General features: G+C 73.7%; 17 protein-coding genes. 8 read left to right on the forward strand and 9 right to left on the reverse strand.

Annotated features, from left to right (window positions below; all coding sequences use genetic code 11):
- Positions 1 to 78: 78 nt before the first annotated feature.
- Positions 79 to 1,635 (reverse strand): carbohydrate binding domain-containing protein, encoded by a 1,557-nt coding sequence (locus tag MPTA5024_RS14060; RefSeq protein WP_232326462.1) that lies wholly within the window; start codon positions 1,633 to 1,635, stop codon positions 79 to 81.
- A 298-nt stretch (positions 1,636 to 1,933) separates the two neighbouring features.
- Here MPTA5024_RS14060 and MPTA5024_RS14065 point away from each other — a divergent pair, with 298 nt between their 5' ends.
- From MPTA5024_RS14065 to MPTA5024_RS14075, 3 genes are all read left to right on the forward strand, one after another.
- The gene (locus tag MPTA5024_RS14065) at positions 1,934 to 3,034 is read left to right on the forward strand and encodes an AMP-binding protein (protein ID WP_036324438.1); all 1,101 of its coding nucleotides are present in this window, start codon (positions 1,934 to 1,936) and stop codon (positions 3,032 to 3,034) included.
- Positions 3,034 to 4,404, forward strand: a complete 1,371-nt coding sequence (locus MPTA5024_RS14070) for an aldehyde dehydrogenase family protein (protein WP_036324439.1) — start codon at positions 3,034 to 3,036, stop codon at positions 4,402 to 4,404. Before MPTA5024_RS14065 ends, MPTA5024_RS14070 begins: the two co-directional genes overlap by 1 nt.
- Before the next feature lie 94 nt (positions 4,405 to 4,498).
- A complete protein-coding gene (locus MPTA5024_RS14075; protein ID WP_036324441.1) occupies positions 4,499 to 5,614 on the forward strand; it encodes an alpha/beta hydrolase family protein in 1,116 nt (371 codons plus the stop codon).
- A 7-nt stretch (positions 5,615 to 5,621) separates the two neighbouring features.
- On the opposite strand, the gene MPTA5024_RS14080 is transcribed toward MPTA5024_RS14075, so the two are convergent.
- Positions 5,622 to 6,347 carry a GNAT family N-acetyltransferase gene (locus MPTA5024_RS14080; protein WP_036324443.1) on the reverse strand — a complete coding sequence of 242 codons (726 nt, stop codon included), beginning with the start codon at positions 6,345 to 6,347 and terminating at the stop codon, positions 5,622 to 5,624.
- Positions 6,348 to 6,453: 106 nt separating this feature from the next.
- The gene (locus MPTA5024_RS14085) at positions 6,454 to 6,885 is read right to left on the reverse strand and encodes a RidA family protein (RefSeq protein ID WP_036324444.1); all 432 of its coding nucleotides are present in this window, start codon (positions 6,883 to 6,885) and stop codon (positions 6,454 to 6,456) included.
- A gap of 541 nt (positions 6,886 to 7,426) precedes the next feature.
- On the opposite strand from MPTA5024_RS14085, the gene MPTA5024_RS14090 reads away from it, so the two are divergent.
- Positions 7,427 to 8,080 carry a class I SAM-dependent methyltransferase gene (locus MPTA5024_RS14090; protein WP_036324446.1) on the forward strand — a complete coding sequence of 218 codons (654 nt, stop codon included), beginning with the start codon at positions 7,427 to 7,429 and terminating at the stop codon, positions 8,078 to 8,080.
- 265 nt (positions 8,081 to 8,345) lie between these two features.
- Here the strand turns inward: MPTA5024_RS14090 and erm are convergent, their stop codons facing one another.
- From erm to MPTA5024_RS14110, 4 genes are all read right to left on the reverse strand, one after another.
- Positions 8,346 to 9,161 (reverse strand): 23S ribosomal RNA methyltransferase Erm, encoded by an 816-nt coding sequence (erm, locus tag MPTA5024_RS14095; protein ID WP_051458155.1) that lies wholly within the window; start codon positions 9,159 to 9,161, stop codon positions 8,346 to 8,348.
- A 194-nt stretch (positions 9,162 to 9,355) separates the two neighbouring features.
- A complete protein-coding gene (locus MPTA5024_RS14100) occupies positions 9,356 to 10,192 on the reverse strand; it encodes a nitroreductase/quinone reductase family protein (RefSeq protein ID WP_036324447.1) in 837 nt (278 codons plus the stop codon).
- Between the two features lie 395 nt (positions 10,193 to 10,587).
- On the reverse strand, positions 10,588 to 11,865 hold the full coding sequence (locus tag MPTA5024_RS14105; protein ID WP_232326463.1) for an RNA polymerase sigma factor: 1,278 nt from the start codon (positions 11,863 to 11,865) through the stop codon (positions 10,588 to 10,590).
- Complete coding sequence (locus MPTA5024_RS14110) at positions 11,862 to 12,245, reverse strand: YciI family protein (RefSeq protein WP_051458156.1); 384 nt, start codon at positions 12,243 to 12,245, stop codon at positions 11,862 to 11,864. Before MPTA5024_RS14110 ends, MPTA5024_RS14105 begins: the two co-directional genes overlap by 4 nt.
- A 94-nt stretch (positions 12,246 to 12,339) precedes the next feature.
- Here MPTA5024_RS14110 and MPTA5024_RS14115 point away from each other — a divergent pair, with 94 nt between their 5' ends.
- From MPTA5024_RS14115 to MPTA5024_RS14130, 4 genes are all read left to right on the forward strand, one after another.
- Positions 12,340 to 13,284: an SDR family oxidoreductase gene (locus tag MPTA5024_RS14115; protein ID WP_051458157.1), complete on the forward strand. Its 945-nt coding sequence runs from the start codon at positions 12,340 to 12,342 to the stop codon at positions 13,282 to 13,284.
- On the forward strand, positions 13,281 to 14,573 hold the full coding sequence (locus tag MPTA5024_RS14120; RefSeq protein WP_198167149.1) for an MFS transporter: 1,293 nt from the start codon (positions 13,281 to 13,283) through the stop codon (positions 14,571 to 14,573). Before MPTA5024_RS14115 ends, MPTA5024_RS14120 begins: the two co-directional genes overlap by 4 nt.
- A gap of 138 nt (positions 14,574 to 14,711) precedes the next feature.
- Positions 14,712 to 15,353, forward strand: a complete 642-nt coding sequence (locus MPTA5024_RS14125; RefSeq protein WP_036324451.1) for a winged helix-turn-helix transcriptional regulator — start codon at positions 14,712 to 14,714, stop codon at positions 15,351 to 15,353.
- A 108-nt stretch (positions 15,354 to 15,461) separates the two neighbouring features.
- Positions 15,462 to 15,968 (forward strand): DinB family protein, encoded by a 507-nt coding sequence (locus MPTA5024_RS14130; protein WP_036324453.1) that lies wholly within the window; start codon positions 15,462 to 15,464, stop codon positions 15,966 to 15,968.
- A gap of 21 nt (positions 15,969 to 15,989) precedes the next feature.
- Here MPTA5024_RS14130 and MPTA5024_RS14135 read toward each other — a convergent pair whose 3' ends face one another.
- Positions 15,990 to 20,249, reverse strand: a complete 4,260-nt coding sequence (locus MPTA5024_RS14135) for an nSTAND1 domain-containing NTPase (RefSeq protein ID WP_051458158.1) — start codon at positions 20,247 to 20,249, stop codon at positions 15,990 to 15,992.
- 256 nt (positions 20,250 to 20,505) lie between these two features.
- On the reverse strand, positions 20,506 to 20,956 hold a 451-nt coding region (locus MPTA5024_RS14140), incomplete at its 5' end, for a cellulose binding domain-containing protein (protein WP_232326464.1).

Here is a 20,956-nt window from a genome sequence, read left to right on the forward strand (position 1 = left end):
GCCGGGACGACGCCACTGGTTAACCGCCGGGTCGGCGGGGGTGCCGCCGGCCGCGCGGACGCGGCCGGCGGGGGGCCGTCACCGGCCCTGCAGCGCCCTGACGTTGTCGCCGAACGTCCAGCCCTTCGACCCGTCCCAGTTGACGGACCAGGTCATCAGGCCCTTGAGTCCGCCGTTGAAGGCGTTCCAGCTCTGCGACACCAGGCTGGGCGCCATGTAGCCGCCGCCGGCCCCCGCCTGGGCGGGCAGGCCCGGCACCTGCTTGTCGTACGGGACCCTGATCGTGGTGCCCTGGACCGTCAGGCCGTTGTTCAGGCAGGTGGTCTGCGCGGTGAAGCCCTGGACGGTGCCCGCGGAGTAGGAGTCGCCCGAACAGCCGTACATGCTGCCGTTGTAGTACTGCATGTTGAGCCACCACAGACGGCCGTTGTCGACGTACTTCTTGATGATCGGCAGGTACGCGCCCCAGATCGAGCCGTAGGTCACGCTGGCGCCGGTCACGTACGCCGTCTCGGGGGCCATGGTCAGGCCGAAGTTCGCCGGCATCTGCGCCAGCACGCCGTCGATGATGCGGATGAGGTTGGCCTGCGAGGCGGACAGCGTGGTGATGCTGCCGCTGCCGGTGAGCCCGGTCTCGATGTCGATGTCGATGCCGTCGAAGTTGTACTTCTTCAGGATCGGGACGATCGTCGCCACGAAGCGGTCGGCGACGGCGCTGGAGCCGAGGTCGACGCCCGCGGCCGCGCCGCCGATGGACATCAGGATCGTCGCCCCGGCGGCCTTGGCCTGGCACATCTCGGCCGGGGTGGCCACCTTGACGCCGGCGTCCATGCCGTCCTCCCACAGGACGGTGCCGTCGGACCGGATGACCGGGAAGGCCGCGTTGATCACGTTGTAGCCGTGGGCCTTGATGCGGGAGTCGGTGATCGGAATCCAGCCGAGCGGCGGGTGGACGCCGTTGGATGCTCCGTCCCAGTTCTCCCAGTAGCCCTGCAGGACCTTGCCCGCCGGCCGCGACTTCACCGCGCAGGTGCTCCCCGTCGGGGTCACTGACGGCGACGGAGACGGCGAAGGCGAAGGGGAGGGAGAGGGCGACGGGGACGGGGACGGGGACGGGGACGGGGACGGGGAGGGGGAGGGCGAGGTGGTGCCGCCCGGGCCGTCGACGTTCACGTCGTCGGCGTAGTAGGTCCCCTGGGCGTACCAGCCGTGCAGGTAGACCACCGCGGTGGTCTGGCTGGACGTGGTGGTGAAGGAGAGCGTGAGCTGCGTGTACGCGGCCGCCGAGGGGGTCCAGGTGGACGGGCCGCCGGTGACCCCGAGGTACACGTAGGCGCCGCGGACCCAGGCGGAGACCGTGTACGACGTGCTGGGCCTGACCGCGACGGTCTGGCTGCACTGCGCCGTGTCGGAGGAGCTCGCGGCTCCCGACAGGGCCTTCGTCCCGGAGCGGACCGGGGAGCTCACCACCGAGCCGAGCCCTCCGGTGCAGGACCAGGGCGAGAGGGACCCGGTCTCGAAGCCCGGGTTGACGAGGAGGTTGGCGGCGCTCGCCGTCGTCTGGGTCACGAGGACGCCGGCGATCGCCAGCAGGAACGACAAAGCGAGGATCAGCGGGCGGGGGGTTCGTTTCACGTGGGGGACAGCCCTTCTGTCGCCCGGGCGTGCGAGGTCACCGGGCATCGACGACGCGATGGGAGGCGGAGCCCGGTGACAGAGGCTCACGAGCAACAGTTCTCCCGAATTATCAGGACAACTCCGGCGGATGTCCATGGCGCTTTCGCGTGGGGCGTCCCGTCCTGAGGGTGCTCGACATGGGGGCGGACATTTTCCGCAAGAACGGGAATCGGCCAAAGACGGCTTGACCGAACGGTCGGGGAACCCGAAATAGGCTGGTCGAGCGGAGCGGCATCGCATCGTCGAGAGGCTCGCCATGTCATCTCACGCGGATCCCGTGCTCGACGGCCCGCCGGACGAGGTCCCGGACGCGCGGGAGTTCATCGAGGCCGCCATGCGGTGGCACTTCGACCCGGAGACCGGCTCGCCGTACTGGCTGGAACGGGCGCGGACCCTCGGCTTCGACCCGCGGCGGGACGTCCACACCCTGGACGACCTGCGTATGTTCCCCAACGTCGCCAACGAGCTGCGCGACGTCCGGGTGGAGGACCTGATCCCCCGGGGGTACGGCCCCGAGCCCGCCGTGGTGGGCGTCTACGAGAGCGGCGGCACCACCGGTCCCCCCAAGAGGGTCGTGCTGCTGGCCGACTGGCTGGACCGGGTGACCCGGCGAGCCATGCGCGACATGGACGAGCGGTCCTATCCCCGCGGCGTCAACTGGCTGTTCGTGGGCCCGTCCGGGCCGCACATCTTCGGCGAACTGGTGGCGCGGCAGGCCCTGGCCCGCGGCGGCGTCCGGTTCTCGATCGACCTCGACCCCCGGTGGGTGAAGAAGTGCATCGCCGATGGCCGCCTCGACGAGGCCGAGAGGTACGCCGAGCACCTGATCGACCAGGCGACGTTCCCGCTGGAGACCCAGGACGCCGGCGTGCTGATCACCACCCCTCCGCTGCTCGAACGGCTGGCCCGGAGGAACCGCCTGGTCGACCTGGTCAACGAGAAGATCTCCGTGATCGTGTGGGGCGGCGCCCACATGGACCCCGACACCCGGCACCTGCTGCGCACCGAGGTCTTCCCCAAGGTCCACCTGTACGGCATGTACGGCAGCACGATGATCCTCAGCGGCCTCGCCGAGCGCGCCGGGCTGACCGAGGACGACCCGTGCGTCTTCGACGCGATCTCGCCGTACGTGTCGCTCCGGGTGGTGGATCCCGACACGGGCGAGGACGTGCCGTACGGCGAGCGGGGCCAGGTCGTGATGAACCACGTGAGCAAGGGCATGCTCCTGCCCAACAACCTCGAACGCGACCTCGCCACCCGGATCGAGGGGCCGCCCGGACAGCTGGGCGACTCGGTGGCCGACGTCGGGCCGCTCCGCACGTTCGAGAACGAGCAGGTCATCGAGGGGGTGTACTGATGGCCGGGCCCGTCGACCTCGACGCGCTGGGCCCGAGCGGGCCGTACCGGACCCGGCAGCGCCTCACCGTCACCGAGCTGGGCGGCGCGCCGGTCGCCGAGCTGAGCCTGGTGCCCCGGCTGTACGTCCAGCGGACGATGGCCGCGCAGCACGACGCCCCGTCCATGCCGGCGGACGAGCGGGCGCGGGCGCTGCGGCGGGCCGGTGAGCTGTTCGCCACCGCGGACGTGGGCGGGATGGGGGTCGAGGACTACCAGCACATGGTCAGCCGGGTCTCCGGCATGCCGATCTCCGTGGTGCGGGCGGCCACGCGGCGGATCGAGGAGAGCGCGGCCGAGGCGTACCGGGCCACGCAGTACGCCCGGCCGGCCGGCGCGGTCGACGACTGGCGCGACCCGCTGACCAGGACCGGGCGGGCCGTGTGGACGCGGCGCGGCGACGTCTTCGCGGTCCACGCGGCGGGCAACCACCCGGGCGTCCACACGCTGTGGCTGGAGGCGCTGGCGCTGGGCTACCGGGTGGCCGTGCGGCCCTCGCGCCGAGAGCCGTTCACACCCCACCGCCTGATCACCGCGCTGCGCGAGGCCGGCTTCGCCGGAGACCAGGTGACGCTGCTGCCGACGGACTACTCGGTGGCCGACGACGTCATAAGGAACGCCGACCTGGCCATGGTGTACGGCGGCGAGGAGGTCGTGGCCAAGTACGGCGGCCACGCCACCGTGCTGCCGCAGGGGCCGGGACGGTCCAAGATCCTGCTCACCGGGGACGACTGGGAGTCCCATGTGGACACCGTCGTCGACTCGGTGAGCGCCCACGGCGGTACCGCCTGCGTGAACACCACGGCCGTGTTCGTCGAGGGCGACCCGGCGCCGGTGGCCGAGGCGGTGGCCGAGCGGCTGTCGGCCATCCCGACCCTGCCGCCCCAGCACGACGAGGCGGTGCTCCCGGCCCAGTCGGCCTCGGGTGCCCGGGACATCGAGAAGTACCTGCTGGACCACGCGGCCGGGGCGAGGGCCCTGCTCGGCGGCGAGGGCGTCGCGGACGACCTCGGCGACGGCAGCGCCGTGCTGCGGCCGGCCGTGTTCCTGGTCGACCGCGCGGACGCGCCGCAGACGGGGATCGAGATGTCCTTCCCCTGCGTGTGGTTCGCCCCCTGGTCGCGGGCGGACGGCATCGGGCCGCTGCGCGACAGCCTCGTCCTCACCGCCGTCACCGAGGACGGCGACCTGATCGAGCGGTTGATGGAGGAGCCGTCGATCGGCAACGTCTATCTGGGCGACGTCCCGACGTACTGGATGGCGTCGTGGGTGCCGCATGACCGCTACCTGGCCGAGTTCCTCATGCGCACCAAGGGCGTCGTCCGCGCCTGAGGAGCTGACGGCGGGGCACCCGGCGGTCACGGAAGTGACACGGCTCTCTTCTCGGTGCTCATAAATCGTGATTTTTCGGTACTAGATTCGCGGCGTGTACGTGAACCCCCGGTGGCGGCGCCGCCTGTTGTGGACGATCGGCGCGGTCGGGGCCGTGGGGGTGCTCGCCGTCGGCGCGGCGGGCTGGTACTACTCGGGTCTCGTCATCGACCCCGTCCACACCCCGGAGTACCCGCTCGAGGTGACGGCCGTCCGCGGGGACGAGGTCACGCTGAAGGGCGGCGCCGACACCGCCTCCCCCGGCATGTACGGCCTGACCTGGGCGGACGGCAACGCGCTGCTGGGCCCTGCGGTCGCCTCGGACGCGGGGACGGTCACCAGGAAGGTCGCGCGGGTCCTGCGCGGCGACCTGCGGCCGGGCGTGCGCGCCTACCTCGACCGCTGGCTGTGGGGGCACGCGGAGCCGTCCGCGGCCGGGGTGCCGTACACCGATGTCACGGTCCCCTCCGCGCTCGGCGGATTCCCCGCATGGCGGACCGAGGGCACGTCCCCGACCTGGGTGATCGCCGTGCACGGCCGGAACGCGAACCCCGCCGAGGCGCTGCGGGTGCTCCCGGTCTTCCACAGCCTGGGGATGCCCGTGCTCGGGATCACGTACCGCAACGACGTGGGCGCTCCCGCCAGCCCGGACGGCAGGCTGCACCTCGGGGCGACCGAATGGGAGGACGTCGCCGCGGCGATCGCGTACGCCCGGTCGCACGGCGCGACCGGCGTCGTGCTGTACGGATGGTCGATGGGCGGCGGGATCGTCCCGATGACCGTGCGCCGTCTGCCCGACGCGCCGATCAGGGGGATGATCCTCGACAGCCCGGTCATCGACTGGCGGGCGCCGATCGCGCTGGGCGCGCGGCAGATGGGGGTTCCGGGCTTTCTGGTCAGCGTGGGCGAGTGGGTGGTCGAGCGGCGCACCGGCCTGTCGTTCGACGACCTCGACCAGGTGCGGCACGCCCGCGACTTCAAGACGCCTGCCCTGATCTTCGTGGACGCCGACGACGCGACCGTGCCGGTCGAGCCCGCGCTGGCGTTCGCGAGGGCGCGGCCCGACCTCGTGACGCTCGTCCGGACGACGGGCGGCGGCCACACCGGCTCGTGGAACGCCGGCCCCGCCCGCTACGAGCGGGAGTTGCGGTCGTTCGTCTCGTCGCTGTGACCGGTCCTCATACGCGGACGGTGACGGTGGTGCTGACGACCCGGAAGCCCAGGCGCTCGTAGACGCGCCGAGCCGGGTTCCCCTCGGTGACGGCCAGGCCGGCCGAGGTCAGGCCGGAGGCCTCCGCCTCAGTGAGGGCGTGCGCCAGCAGCGGCGCCCCGAGGCCCCGCGGCGACCGCGCCGGATGACGGAAGACCTCGGTGACCCAGGGAAGGCCGTCCCTGTCGTTGACCACGACGGCCGCGACGACCTCGTCCCCGTCCTCCCGTACGGCCAGGGCGCTGCACGGCAGCACCGGCCCGAGGACCTTCCCGGCCAGGATCAGGGCGAGCTCGCCGGCGGCGTCCGTCCCGGGGTCGCGTGGCCGGTGGTCGGGGTGGCCGGGCGGGTAGGCGGCCAGCCAGGCCGGCAGGAGGTCCTCGGCCGGCCGGTCGCACGGCGTGAACCGATGGCCGTCCGGGGCGGCGGACGGCGCGGGCGGCCTGCCCGGCAGATCGCACCTCATCTCGTGAGCGTGCCTGACGAGGACCGCTCCCCTGTCGAGAAGCCGCTCCGCCAGGTCGACGGGGCCGGCGACGGTCCAGCCGCGCAGCTGGGACATGATCACGTCGACGGCCCCCGGGCCGAGCACCTCGACGAGGTCGGCCTTGGGCCGTCCGTCGCGGACCGCCTCCACGAAGCTGATCGCCGGGACGCCGTCGGGACCGGCCCTGAACTGTCGGTTCTCGCTCATCCCGGGCAGGTTCGCGCAGCGCCGCCGGTGGAGGCAACCCGTTTTCCACGGGTGACCCGTTTCCGTGGGCGACCCTTTTCCGCGGGCGACGCGGGAGGCGGCCGGGTCAGCGATAGGAGGGGTCGGCGGACGCCGGTGGGCGGTCAGAGGGGACGGCGGCGACGGCCTCGACCTCGATCAGGAGGTCGGGCCGGAACAGGCCGGCGACCTGGACGAGCGAGCTCGTCGGGGGCCGTTCCACGTTCACGAACTCGTCACGGACCTTCCGGACGGCCGGGAGGGCCGAGGTGTCCACGACGTAGATGGTGAGCTTGAACACGTCGTCCCACGTCGCCCCGGCGGCCTCCAGCGCCGCGCCGACGTTGCGCATGGTGAGCCGGGTCTGGGCCTCCCAGTCGCCTGCGGGAGCCGGCGTCCCGTCGGCCGCGAGGGGCACCTGGCCCGAGGTCCAGACGAGCCGGCTGCCCGGCGCCACCGAGGCCACGTGGCTGTAGCCGTTCGTGGGGGGCAGCGTGCCCGGCGTGTGGAACTCGGTCATGCGTCTCCTCGTGCTCTCGTCATGGGGAACCGCCCGCCCGCGCGAGCCGGCGGGGCCGAGGGGTCGCGCCGGGGCCGGGACGCGCCGAGGCGCCGGAAACGCGAGGACCCCGGCAGGAGGTTACTCCTGCCGGGGTCCCGCACGTGTGGTGCCGGTGCCGGGTCGCCTCTCGGCGAAAGGCACAACGCGGCTCCAGCCGAACGGTAGTCCGCGAAGGCAAATTAGGTGAGGCCCGGGGACACCTGCACACCGGCCACGGTCTATGTAACCACCCCGCGGGGCGCGTTGTTCCCCGGTGCCGCCCGTGTTTTTCCGGGACTTTCCCCGACCGCCCGGAGCCCGGCCCCCTGCGACCGACCTGCCACCCCCGATGTGCACGGCCTGGGGGAGGCCCGTTGTCCCGTGCCGCCGGGCGCGCGTGCCCCTGCGCCCGGGGGAGGCGGCCCGGCCGTGAGCGGCGACGGGACCGGTTCCGCCGGTCGGGAGACGGGTTCCGGTGGTTGGAGGGGTTCTGTCGGTGTCGGGTGGCAGGATCGCAGACATGGAAACGGTCGATCCCGCTGCGGTCTCGTCCTACTGGGACGCGGCCGCGCCCACCTTCGACGAGGAGGCCGACCACGGCCTGCGCGACCCCTCCGTGCGGGCGGCGTGGGCCGGCCGGCTGCGCGCCTGGATGCCTCCCGTCCCGGCCGACGTGCTCGACCTGGGATGCGGCACCGGATCGCTGTCGCTGCTCCTGGCCGAGCAGGGGCACCGGCCGGTCGGCGTGGACCTGTCACCCGTGATGGTGGAGCACGCGCGAAGGAAGCTGTCCGCGGCCGGCCACGCCTTCACGGCGGTCGCGGGCGACGCGAGCGACCCGCCCGCGAGCGTCGGATCGTCGTTCGACGTGGTGCTCGTCCGGCACCTGCTGTGGACGCTCCCCGAGCCCGGCCTGGCCCTGCGCCGCTGGCTCGGCCTGCTGCGTCCCGGCGGGCGGCTCGTGCTCGTCGAGGGACACTGGCACGCTCACGAGGGCCCGCCGTACGTGCCGGGATCGGAGTCGCTGCCCTGGATGGGCGGCGTGACGGCCGAGCGGCTCGCGGGGTCGCTGCGTCCCCTCGTCAGAGAGGTGGACGTCGAACCGCTGCCCGACCCCGACCTGTGGGGAGGCCCGATCGACGACGAGAGATACGCCGTCATCGCCCGCCCCTGACGTCCGCCGTCCGCCGTGGGGCGTCCTCGCGGCCACCGCTCGGCGGGTCGCGCGGTAGGCGCGCGGTCGGGCCGCGCGGGGCTTCCACCGGGTCCTCACGCTGACGTTCGCGCGGCTGTCCCTCGCCGCCGTCGATCCGGACGCCCTCGCCGGGATCGCCGATCGGCCGCACCCGGGCTACCGGCTCCAGTCGTGGGACGGCGTCGTCCCTACCTGGACGGCCTGCTGACCGACACCGCCGACAGCAACGCCCCGACGCGCCGCGTCAACGACGCCCTCGGCTACGTCCCCTCCCGTCAGGCGCATCGGTACCAGCTCGGTCTGTGACACGGACCTCCCACAGCAAGGCCCAGTCCTCGGCCGTCAGGTCCTTGGGCAGCGCGTACGGCGACAGCCCGGTCTCCCGGAGCCATCGCCGTACGGCGGCCTGGTCGAGCCCGGCCCGCCCGAGGATCTCCCGCAGCCCGCGCCCGCGGCCCGTGAACACCCGCCGGACGAGGTCCTGGTACGGCTCTCGCGGGCCGGCCAGCGGCGACGCCCGGCGGGTCACGGTCAGCAGGCCGCCGTCGACCGAGGGAACCGGCCGGAACGACCGGGCGGGCACCCGGGAGTGCACCGCGAAGTCGTACCAGGGCCACCAGGCCGCGGTCAGCATGCTGGCCCCGCCGACCCCCGCGCGCCTCCGGGCGACCTCCCACTGGACGAGCAGCACGGCCGCCGTCCAGTGGTCGGCCGCGAGGAGCCGTCGCATGATCGAGGTCGTGAGGTGGAACGGCAGGTTGCCCACCACCACGTGGGGGTGCCGGGGGAAACGGAAACCGAGGATGTCGGCGGTGACGACGGCCACGTGATCCGGCGTCCGCCGGTCCAGGCGGCGCGCCCGCCCGGGATCGACCTCCACGGCCGTGATGGGCCTGCCGTACCGGCTGAGCGGTACGGTCACGGCGCCGTCGCCGGCTCCGATCTCGACGATCGGGCCGGTCGTCCGGGCCACGATGTGCTCGATGGAGGCGATGACCGAGCGGTCGACGATGAAGTTCTGACCGAGCTCGTGCCGTCCGCCCTGATAGGGGTGACGCATGGGTGTGCTCCGCGAATGACCGGATGGAGAGCCGGGAGCGCGCGGAAAAGGGCGCCGCTCCGGCGATAGGACACCGAGGGCGGCGGAGCCGGTCAGACGATGAGGACGGCCCGCCGCTAGGAGCGGCGGATCCGCGTGAAGCACGCGCAGAACATGCCGATCACCCTAGCAAGGGCGGGCGGCGGGCGCGCGGCTCAGCCGGCCGGCGCGTCGAGGACCGGGATCAGATGCTCCTCCTCGTACGTCAGGTGGCGTTCGAGTTCCGCGGTCAGGTGGCCGACCTCGCGGGCCACGTCCCGGGGGTCGGCGCCGGTCGCGGAGACGGCCTCCCGGAGCCGGGCGAGGAGCGCGGCGATCTCCTCGTGCTCCCGGCGCAGCCGTGAGAGGACGGGGCCGAGCCCGGGACGGCGCTCGGCGAGGAACGGGAAGATCGCCCCGTCCTCTCCCGTGTGGTGGTGGTGGAGTCCCTGGCAGAGGGTCAGGCAGTTCACCCGCAGTTGGGCGCCCAGCCCCGGCCCCGATCGCTCCAGCTCGGCGCGGACCAGGGCGAGCTCCCGCCGGAACGCGTCGTGGATCGCCTTGAGCGCCCCGCCCGGTGAGGCCGCGGCCGGCCTCGGCGGCCCGGGCACCGGCACGAGCGCGACGACGGGAAGGACCCGCGACGTCTTGGCCTGGTACGCCGGCCAGCCGGGGTCGGCCTCGGCCGCCCGGGCGAAGGCCTCGTCACGTTCGGCGCCCTCCAGGACGACGGCGTCCGCCTCGTAGGTGAAGACGCCGTCCTCGACGGTGACCCGCGGACGGGCCACCAGGTTGTGGAACCAGGCCGGGTGCCGGGGCGCGCCTCCGGCCGAGGCGATCACCAGGATCCGCCCGCCGTCGGGGAGGTAGCCCAGCGGCGTGGTGTGCGGCCGTCCGGACCGCGCGCCGGTGGTGGTGAGCAGGATGAGGCGGCCGCCCTCGAACGGCCCGCCCACTCGTCCGCCGTTCGCGCGGAACTCCTCGATAACCTGTGTGTTGAAATCGATCGGCATTCTCTGTTTCTTCTCCGGATTGTCGGCGCACGGCGATTTCCAGGCATGGCGAAATCGCCGGCGGGCAGGGGAATTCACCGCGGCGGAACGGTCTCGCGGCACGGCGAAAAAGGCGAAAGAGGGCACGGGACGTGCGGCGTCGGCGTCTGGGGCCGACGGGGAAGGAAGACCAGGGTGACCGGGGAAAAGGCGGGCCTCTCGGCCGCCGGGCGCTCACGCCGCGGCCGGGCGCCTCACTCGTGCGTGGCCCATGGCCGACCCGGCAGTCACGATATGCACTTTATTGCGCCGGGCACGGCGAAAGCAACAATGAGCCGGTCGCTGAAAGAGCCGGCGCCGCCATTCCGCCGGGGCCTTCCTCATGGCCGGGCCCAGCCGGACGCCCGGCGGAGGCGTCAGCCGGTCAGCGACTCCAGCCGCCGCGTGAGCTCGGCGCGCTCGACCGCATTGCCCGACAGCGCGATGGCCCGTTCGTAGGTGTGCGCGGCGCCTGGAACGTCGCCGGCCCTCCGGAGCAGCTCCGCGTGCGCGGCGTGCAGCGGCTGGTAGCGCTCGAGCGCGGGATCGCCCAGCAGCGGCCGGAGCCGCTCCAGGCCCGCCTCGGCGCCGTACGCGAAGCCGATGGCGACGGCGTGGTTCAGCTCCACGACGGGCGAGGGGCTGAGCCTGCCGAGGGCGTCGTACAGGCCGGCGATCCGCGCCCAGTGCGCGGGGTCGTCGCCGGGCGCCTGGATGTGCGCCGCCGCGATGGCGGCCTGGAGCTGGTACGGCCCGGGACGGCCGAGCCGCACGGCGCGTTCGAGCGCCCGCATGCCCTCGGATAGGAGGCCCTCGTCCCACAGCGACCGGTCCTGGTCGTGCAGCGCCACATAGGCGCCGCGCACGTCGACGCGGGCGGCGCGGCGGGCGTCGTGCAGCGACATCAGGCCGAGCAGGCCCCACGCCTCGGGTTCGCCGGGCATCAGCTCGCAGACGAGCCGGCCCAGGCGGAGGGCCTCGTCGCACAGCTCCCCGCGGACCAGGCGGTCTCCCCCGCCGGCCGCGTAGCCCTCGTTGAAGATCAGGTACACCACCCTGAGGACGCCGCGCACGCGGCCGGGGAGCTCCTCGCCGGCCGGCACCCGGTAGGGGATGCGGGCGTCCGCGATCTTGCGTTTGGCGCGGACGATGCGCTTGCCCATCGTGGGCTCCGCGACCAGGAACGCCCGCGCGATCTCACCCGTCGTCAGGCCGCCGATCACGCGCAGCGTCAGCGCGACCCGGGCCGGCAGGTCCAGCGCCGGATGGCAGCACGTGAAGATCAGCCGCAGCCGGTCGTCGTCCAGCGGGCCGGGGTCGCCCGCGACGAGATGCTCCTGCCCGTCGAGCCGCAGCAGTTCCGCGAGGCGCTCGGCGCGGTCGGCGACCGACCGGTCACGGCGCAGCCGGTCGATCGCCCGCCGCCGGGCGGTCACCGTGATCCACGCGCCCGGGCTCTCCGGGACCCCGTCCCGGGGCCAGGTCGCGAGCGCCGCCGCGAACGCGTCCTGCACGGCGTCCTCGGCCAGCTGGACGTCGCCGGCGTACCTGATCAGAGTCGCCAGCACGGCGGCCCGCTCCTCCCGGAACACCCGGGCGGCCGCCGCGGCGGCCGCGTCCGGAGACGGACGGTCCCGCACGGTCCGGCCGGTCACGCCCGGCCCTCGCCGATGGCCGTGAGCCGGGCCGGGTCGACGATCGGCCGCACCTCGACCGAGCCGTGGCGCGCCGTCGGCATGCGCGCCGCGTGGCGCAGCGCCTCGTCGAGGTCGGCGCACCGCAGGACGTAGTAGCCCGCGAGGACCTCCTTGGTCGTCGCGAACGGCCCGTCGGTGAGCTCGGCCTCGCCGTCCCGGACGCGTACGGTCGTCGCGGCGGCGACCGGGTGCAGCGGGCCGTGGGCGACGAGCAGCCCGGCCTGCCGGAGGCTCTCGGTCAGCTCGGCCCAGAGCGGCAGCTCGGCCCATCGGTCGTGCTCCCGGCGCTCGTCGTCGCCGGTCTCGGGCCTGTACAGCAACAGCATGTAGTCCGGCATCGGACCCCTCTTCACTCGCGCCGATGAGCAATCTACTCCATATTCAATACTAGTTACTTGTTTTTCTGTAGTGGATGCCACTACCGTCGTAGCCATGATTCTTGTCACCGGAGCGACGGGGCTCAGTGGATCGATCGTGGTCGAGGAGTTCGCCCGGCAGAACGTTCCCGTCCGCGCGCTGGTCAGGAACCCGGACAGGGCCAGGAAGCTCCACGGGCTGCCGGGTGTGGAGGTGGTCGAGGGCGACATGCTGCGCCCCGGGACCCTGACGGCCGCCCTGCGCGGCGTGGAGCGCGTGCTCCTGATCTCCTCGCAGAGGGAGCGGATGCCGGAGACGCAGCGCACGTTCATCGACGCGGCCAGGGCCGCGGGAGTGGCGTACATCGTGAAGTACTCCGGCAGGGAGTCCGGCATCGGCTTCGACGTCGACAGCTTCACGGGGACGCGCGAGCACCGCGACATCGAGCGCCACCTCGAGGCGTCCGGCCTGGCCTGGACCCATCTGCGCCCGAGCCAGTTCATGGAGGTCTACCTGCCGGGCACCCTCACCGGGGTGGACCCGCGGCGGCGGGAGCTGCGCATGCCCATCGGCGACAGCCGGCTGTCGCCCGTCGCCATCGAGGACGTCGCGAAGGTCGCGGTGGCGCTGATGACCTCCGACGGCCACGAGGGCAGGGCGTACGACATGACCGGCCCGGAGGCGTTGACGATGAAGGAGGTCGTCGAGCGCATCTCCGAGGCGACCGGGACCGCCTTCCGCCACGTGGAGCTGCCCCCGGAGGACAAGCTGCGCGAGAGCGCGGAGGCCGGGATACCCGAACCCACCATCCGCATCCTGCGCGAGCTGTTCGCCGAACGGAAGCGGCGCCCCGAGTCGCACGTCCTGCTGGACACCCACCGGACCTTCGGGGTACGGCCCACGAGCTTCGCCGAGTTCGCCCGCCGCCACGCGGCGGCGTTCCTCGCGGACGCCGCCCCGGTGAGCGCGCCCGGCGGGCGAGAGGCGCCCCGGGACGCGCACGGGAACCGGTGGTGGTGACGGATCCGCCTGCCGGTCGCCGCGTCCGCCGGCGAGAGGTGCGGGAGGACCTCCACCCGGAGGACGACTCCGTCCCACGGGTCACCTACCGCGACGTCCTCGCGGTGCGGGAGTTCCGGACGATCCTCGCCGCCCACGTCCTGTCGGTCGCGGGCGGCGTGTTCGCCGAGATCTCCCTGGCCGTCCTGGTCTTCCGCCAGACCGGCTCGGCGCTGCTGACCGGTCTCGTGTTCGCGCTCGGCTTCCTGCCGTACGCGGCCGGCGCGGCCCTGCTCTCCGGCCTCGCCGACCGGTACCCGCCCCGCCGGCTGCTCGTCGCCTGCGACCTGCTCTGCGCGGCGTGCATGGCCCTGATGGCCGCGCCGGCGACTCCGGCGGCCGCCCTGTTCGTCCTCCGGTTCGCCGTGGCGTCGGTCGCCCCCCTGTTCACCGGCACCCGGGCCGCGAGCCTCGCGGACATCCTGCGGGGCGACGCGTACGTTCTGGGCCGCTCGCTGGTGCGGATCGTCGCGCAGACCTCCCAGATCGCCGGGTACGGCCTGGGCGGCCTGGCGCTGGTGTGGCTGCCGCCCCGCGCCGCGCTGTGCGTGGCCGCCGGCACCTTCCTCGGGTCCGCGCTCCTGCTGCGCCTCGGGACAGGTGACCGGCCGGCACGCGCCTCGCGGGCCGCGACGCGGGGAACCGGCGCGACCAGGCGGCTGCTGGGCGACCCGCGCATCCGCGCCCTGCTGCTGATGTGGTGGGTCCCGCCCATGTTCTTCGTCGTCGCCGAGGGGGCGGCCGCGCCTTTCGCGGACGCCGCGGGGGCCGGTGCGGCGGGGTTCGGCCTGTTCCTGGCCGCCATGCCCGCGGGAACCGTCGCGGGCGAGGTGCTGGCCGGCACGCTGCTGGGGCCCGCCGCCCGCGACCGGATCGCGCTCCCGCTCGCGGCCGTGTCGGCGCTGCCGATGACCGCCTTCGCGCTGCGTCCGGCGCTGCCGGCGGCGGTGGGGCTCATGCTGCTCACCGGTGTGTGCGCCGCCTACACGCTCGGCATGGACCGGTGGTTCGCGGACGCGGTGCCCGAGGGGCTGCGCGGCCGCGCGATGGCCGTGCTGGGCGGAGGGGTCATGACCCTCCAGGGCCTCGGCATGGCCGCCGGCGGAGCCGCGGCGGACGTGCTCCCGCCGTACGCGGTGATCGCCGCGGGCGGGGCGATCGGGACGTTGAGCGTCCTCGGCGTACTGCGATCGGTACGCGCGACCGGGACGGGGCGCTCGTATCGCCCACGAGAGGAGGTGACGACATGACCGCCACGCGTAACTGGCTGCCCAACTGACGACTCACCCTTCCCCCGGCGGATGAGGCGGCGGCGGACCGTCGCCGTCTCATCCGTCACCGGGCTACAGGAAAGCAAGCATCTGCTTCGGGATGAGTAGGATGAGGACGTGACGACGGCACGCACGTACGGCGACCCCTGCGCCGCCGCGCGCGCCCTCGACCTGGTCGGCGAGCGCTGGGCGCTGATGATCGTCCGGGATCTGCTCTTCGGCCCGAAGCGCTACAGCGACCTGCAGGCCGGTCTGCCCAACGCCAGTCCCACCGTGCTCTCGCAGCGGCTGCGCGACCTGGAGGAAGGCGGGGTGATCCGGCGGCGCAAGCTGGGGCCGCCGGCCCGCGCCTGGGTCTACGAGCTCACCGAGTGGGGCCGTGACCTGGAGCCGATCCTCGTGCATCTGGGCCGGTGGGGCCGCCGGTCGCCGGCGAAGGAGCCGGCGAAGCCTCTGGGCACCGACTCGCTGATGCTCGCCCTGAAGAGCCATGTCGAACCCGCCCGGCTGGGCGACCTCGACGCCACGTTCCTGGTGGACGTCGACGGGGACGTCTTCACGCTCCGCGCGTCGGGCGGCGAGCTCGCGATCCGCCGGGGCGAGCCGGACAGGTGGGACGCCGCCCTGCGGGCCGGTCCCGCCGTCCTCATGGGCCTGGTGATCGACGGGACGCCGCCCGGGGAGTTCGGGGAGCGGCTGGAGGTCACCGGCGACCGCCGCACCCTCCAGCGGCTGCTGGACGCCCTCGCCGCCGGCTGAGACCGCTCGGAAGGGAGACTCCAGTGGACGCGTGGGCGAACGGCATCCACGATCCTCGCGGGACCCTCCGGCCGTACCGACCCGTAGACGACCTCTGGGAGAGCGCGAGTGAGCCCGACACCGGCATCGAGTGAGGTTTCGTCCCTCCTCGGCTACCTGAACTGGAAGCGGCGGCACGTCCTCGACATCCTGGACGGCCTGGACGAGGCCGACCTGCGGCGCCCGGTCCTTCCGTCGGCCTGGACCCCGGCCGGCCTCGTCCGCCACCTCGCCCTCGACGTCGAGCGCTTCTGGTTCGGCGCGGTCTTCGGCGGCGACCCCGGCGCGGTGGCCTCGTTCGCCACCCCCTCGGACGCGTGGCGGGTGCCCGGCGACCGGCCCGCCTCCGAGGTGTTCGGCCTCTACCGCGAGGAGACGGCGCGGGCCGACGAGGTCATCGCCTCCAGCAGCCCGGACCAGGCGCCGCGCTGGTGGCCGGACTACCGCGAGGACCGGCCGCCGGCCGACCTGCGCCAGGCGATCCTGCACGTCCTCGTCGAGACGGCGACCCACGCCGGCCACCTCGACGCGGTCCGCGAGCTGATCGACGGTAAGCAGTTCCTCGTGCTCGGCTGAGGCGTCCCCGGGCTCCGGGACTCAGCACGTGGGGCGGTAGTCGACCGTGGGCAGGTAGGTCGCCCACTCGGCCCGGGTGAGGTCGCGGCCGATCTCCCGGCAGAGCCTCCCCACGAGCGGGCCGGGCAGCAGCGACCAGCGGATGATCCTGCCGTCGTCGCCTCCGGAGATCAGGTCTCCGTCGGCCGTGAAGGCCAGGCCCCTGATCGGGGCCGTGTGCCCGGTGAGCGTGAAGCTCTGCCTCCCGGTCGCGACGTCCCAGACGACGATCGTGTGGTCGTCGCCGCCGGACGCGAGCGACCGGCCGTCCCTGCTGAAGGCGAGGACCTGGATCGGTGCGGTGTGCCCGGTCAGCGTGTCGCGCAGGGTGCCCGTCCGGGTGTCCCAGAGCTTGACCGTACGGTCGGCGCCGGCCGTCGCGATCAGGCGGCCGTCCGGGCTGAAGGCGACGTCGAGCACCGAGCCCTGCCGGGTTCTCAGCGCGCGGACCTCCCGGTCCTGGGCCAGGTCCCAGACCTGCAGGTCGCCGGCGGGGCCGGTGGTGGCGAGCAGCGGGTCGCGCGCGCTGAACGCCAGCGCCGAGACCAGGTACCCGGGACCCGCGAACGGCGCGTCCACCGGCTTCCCGGGATCCCGCACGTCCCATCGGAACCGGCCGAGCGCGGTCGCGACGAGGAAGCGCCCGCTGGGGTCGAAGCCGACGTCGGTGGTCGCGCCCAGCCCCTGGTAGGAGACCCTGCTGAGCCGCCGCGGCGCGGCGAGGTCCCAGACGCTGAGGGTGTGGCTGCGGGTGACGGTCGCGAGCAGCCGGCCGTCCGGGCTGAAGGACAGGGCCCGGACCTGGTCGGGATGGTCTCCCAGCGTGCCGATCGGGTTTCCGCGCGCGTCCCACAGCCGGACGGTGCGGTCGCTGCTCGCCGACGCGATGACGCGGCCGTCCGGGCTGATCTCGATGTCGTTCACGGCCGCGCTGTGCCCGCTGAACGGCGGGACGGCCTGGCGTCGGAGCACGATGGTCCGGCCCAGCCCGGCAGAGGCGAGCATGGTGCCGTCGGGGCTGAAGGCGAGGGACAGCGTCTCGGTGCGGCTCCTGTCCTGGTACGTCTCGATGGGCTGCCGTCGGGCGACGTCGTAGACCGTGATGAGGCCGTCCTCGTCGGCGACGGCGATCCGGCCGTGGGCGGGGGCGGACATGTCCCACGTGTACGGCGTCCGTTTGGGCAGCCCGGGCAGCCGGATCACGCCGTCGCGGCGGATCCGCCAGAACCCCACGCCGTGATACGCCGACCCGGTGGCGAGGGTGCCGTCGGCGGCGTCGAAGCCCAGCCGGTGAACGTTCGTGGCCGGGAGCGCGGCGAACCGGGAGCCGGTGGCGACGTCCCAGACGAGGGGTCGTTCCGCGCCGCCCGTGGTCGAGACCAGGAACCCCTGGTCGGGGCTGAAGGCGAGCGCCACGACCTCCTCGTGGTGTCCCTTCAGCACGCGTCTGCCGCCGGTGCGCAGGTCCCACAGCTCGACGCCGCCCCCGGCGACCCCCACGGCGACCTTCGTCCCGTCGGGGCTCAGCGCCAGCGCGTCGGTGAGCCGCTCCCGTTCCCGCTGGAACACCGGCCGGCCGGAGGCCACGTCCCACACCACGACCGCGCCCCTGCTCGACCCGAGCGCGGCGTCCCTGATGACGGAGGAGACCAGCCGGCCGTCGCGGCTGAAGGCCACCGCCCTGGCGTTGATCTCCCCCGACCCCGCCGGTTTGGGGGGGCCGGAGAAGGTGGCGACGCGGGTGAGGGTGCGCAGGTCCCACAGGCCGACCGTGCCGTCGGTGCCGGCCGATGCCAGCCGCGTCCCGTCCGGGCTGAAGGCCAGGCCGAAGACCGCCGGCCCCTCGGCGTTCAGCTCGACCCGGCGGCGCGCGGCGGCCGCCACGCTGAGCAGGGCGCCCCGCGTCTCCGGCTCCGGGTTGAGGCGGAACGCGGCGATCGCCAGCAGGCCGGCCAGATCGGGATCGGTCTCCAGCAGCGACCGGGCCTTCAGGGACAGCTGCCGGGACAGCGCGACGAGCTGCTGGTGGCCGGCCTCCCGGCCCTGCCGTACCGCGACGCCTCCGCCGAGCAGGGCGAGCAGGAAGAGCACGGCCATCCCGGCAAGGAGGCGTTGCAGGAGCCTGGTGCGGCGTCTCGTCGCGGTGCGCTCGCTCTCCTCCAGCGCCCGGCTGGCCCGGAGGAAGGCGCTCTCGACCTCGTTGAGCTCCTGCGGATGGTCCTCCGCCCACGTCCGGGCGACGAGGAGCTGGGCGCCCCGGTACAGCGCGCCGGAGTCGCGCTCCAGCTCCCGCCAGGTGTGCGCGGCGTCGGTGAGCCGCCGGTGGACGACGAGGTTCTCGCGGTCGTCGGTGAGCCAGCCGTGCAGCCGGGGCCAGGCGCGGATCAACGCCTCGTGCGCCACGTCGACCGTCTCCTCCGCGAGGACGATCAGCCGCGCCGCCGCGAGCCGATCCAGGACCGTGGAGGTGACGCCGGGGTCGGCCACGCCCACGAGCTCCGCCCGCGAGATGGGACGCCGGGTGTCCTCCGTCCCGTCCCCGAGCGCGGTCAGACGCAGGAAGACCCGGCGCGCGGCCTGCTGCTCCGCCGGACCGAGCTCGCCGAAGACCCGTTCCGCGCTCTGCGCGATCGCCCCGCGCACGCCGCCCGCCGCCTGGTAGGCCGCGAGCGTGAGACTCCGGCCGGAACGGCCGCGCCAGGTCTCCAGCAGGGCGTGCGAGATCAGCGGCAGGCTCCCCGGCTCCTCGGAGGCGTCGGCCAGCACGGTGGCCAGCAGGTCGGGTTCCACGGTGAGCCCCGCCTGCTCGGCGGGCCGTACGACGATCTCTCGCAGGTCGGGCGTCGACACGGGCCCGACCAGCAGCTGGGCCTCGCCGCGCAGGGCGTCCACCAGGTCCGGGTGCTGGCTCAGGTGGGCGAGGAAGTCGACCCGGACGCCGAGGACGAGAACGGCTCGGCCGCCGTCCCCGAGGGCCAGGGCCAGCAGGGCCTCCACGAACCGGCGCCGTTCCCCGTCGTCGTCGCACAGGGTGTAGGTCTCCTCGAACTGGTCCACCACCAGCAGCAGGCGGGTCGGCGGGGACCCGTCCGGTGCGACGTCGAGGGCGGCGGCGACGGCCGCGTTCACGGCGGCGGGGTCGCGGGCCAGGTCGTCGCGGAGCGTCTCGACATCGCCGCGGGTCGCCTTGGCGACCAGCTCGGCCAGGGCGTCCAGGGGGTGGTCGCCCGGCGTCATGATCATGCCGCGCCACGGCTCGCCGGTCCCGCCGGAGACCTCGCCGAGCAGGCCGGCGCGCAGGAGGGACGACTTGCCGCTTCCCGACGCGCCGAACACCCCGACCACGGGAAGCCGCCCGACCAGCTCGCCGAGTCGCTCGACCAGGGGCGAGCGGCCGAAGAACCAGTCGGCGTCCTCCGGCTGGAACGCCACCAGGCCGCGGTACGGGCAGTCGTCCGCGGCCCAGCCGTCCTCGTCCCCGTCCCCGGCGGGTGGGCGCGGGTCCGGGAGGAGGTCCTCGTCGCCGCGGAGCATCGCCTCGTGCAGCCGCTGGAGCGCCTGGCCGGGTTCGATGCCGAGCTGGGCGGTCAGCAGGTCGCGGGTCCGCCGGAAGACCTCCAGGGCCTCCGCCTGGCGGCCCGACCGGTACAGCGCGAGCATCAGGTGGCCGCGCAGGCTCTCCCGGTACGGATGCTCCCGGGTCAGCTCGGCCAGTTCGGCGGCGACCCCCAGGTGCCGTCCCAGGCCGAGCTCGGCCTCCGCCAGCCGCTCGTGGACGGTGAGCCGCGCCTCCTCCAGCCGCCGGGCCTCCTCGGCGATCGGCGCGCAGTCGCCGAACTCGGCGAACGCCGGCCCCCGCCACAGGTCGAGGGCCGCGCGCAGCCGGTCGCGGGCGAGTCCGAGGTCTCCCTCGTCGAGAGCGGCGCTCCCCTGCGCGGCCAGGCCGCGGAAGCGCGCGGCGTCGAGCGAGTCGGTGACGATCGCGTACCCGCCCGGCCGTCCCGGCAGGACGTGCGCGCCGAACGCCCGCCTCAGCTGGTGGACGTAGAGGTGGATGTTGCGCCGCGCGGACTGCGGCGGCCGGTCGCCCCAGACCGCGGCGATCAGCCAGTCGATCGACACCGGCTGGCCGGCCTTGGACAGCAGCGCGGCGAGGGTGAGCCGGAGTTTCGGAGCTCCGCGGACAGGGACCTGCCGGCCGTCGTGGGAAACCTCGAGCGGCCCGAGTACGTGGAAATCCACCCTAACTCCGCCCCGATCGGACATCGGGGTGAAGAATCGCGGATTCCCGACTGCGTTGTCAATCGCGTAGTTATGGTGCGCGGCGGATTTCCGGCCGCACCCATATGGCGGCGCCCGTTCCGACCAAATCGCCGCACAACGGGGAATCGGGTGTTACGTCGACGTGAATGGTCGTTCGTCCCGTTCGCCCCACATGACGAGGGGAGCGGGCGCGTGCGCCCGCTCCCCTCGCCTTTCTCATGAGCGACGGCCGGGGTCAGCCGGCGGTGCAGGCCGAGCCGTTGAGGCTGAAGGCCGAGGGGTTGGGATTGCTGCCGTTGTAGGTGGCCTGGAAGCCGAACGAGGTGGTCGCGCCGGGGGCCAGCGAGCCGTTGTAGGACACGTTGCGGGCGGTGACCGACGAGCCGCTCTGGCTGATGGTGGCGTTCCACGAGTTGGTGATCTGCTGGTTGCCCGCGAAGGACCAGGTCAGCGCCCAGCCGTTGATCGTGCTGCTGCCGGTATTGGTGATCTTGATGTCGGTGGTGAAGCCGTTGTTCCACTCGTTCTTCACGTAGGACACGCTGCAGGCGCCGTTCCCTCCGCCGGGCGTCGGCGACGTCGAGGGAGAGGGAGACGGAGAGCGCGACGGGGACGGGGACGGCGAGGGCGAGGGCGAGGGGGTGGAGCCGCCCACCGTGATGTTCGAGCTGCCGCTGCTCTGGTAT

Origin of the sequence: Microbispora sp. ATCC PTA-5024, assembly GCF_000511135.2 — a bacterium.
In the GTDB taxonomy this organism is placed as follows: domain Bacteria; phylum Actinomycetota; class Actinomycetes; order Streptosporangiales; family Streptosporangiaceae; genus Microbispora; species Microbispora corallina.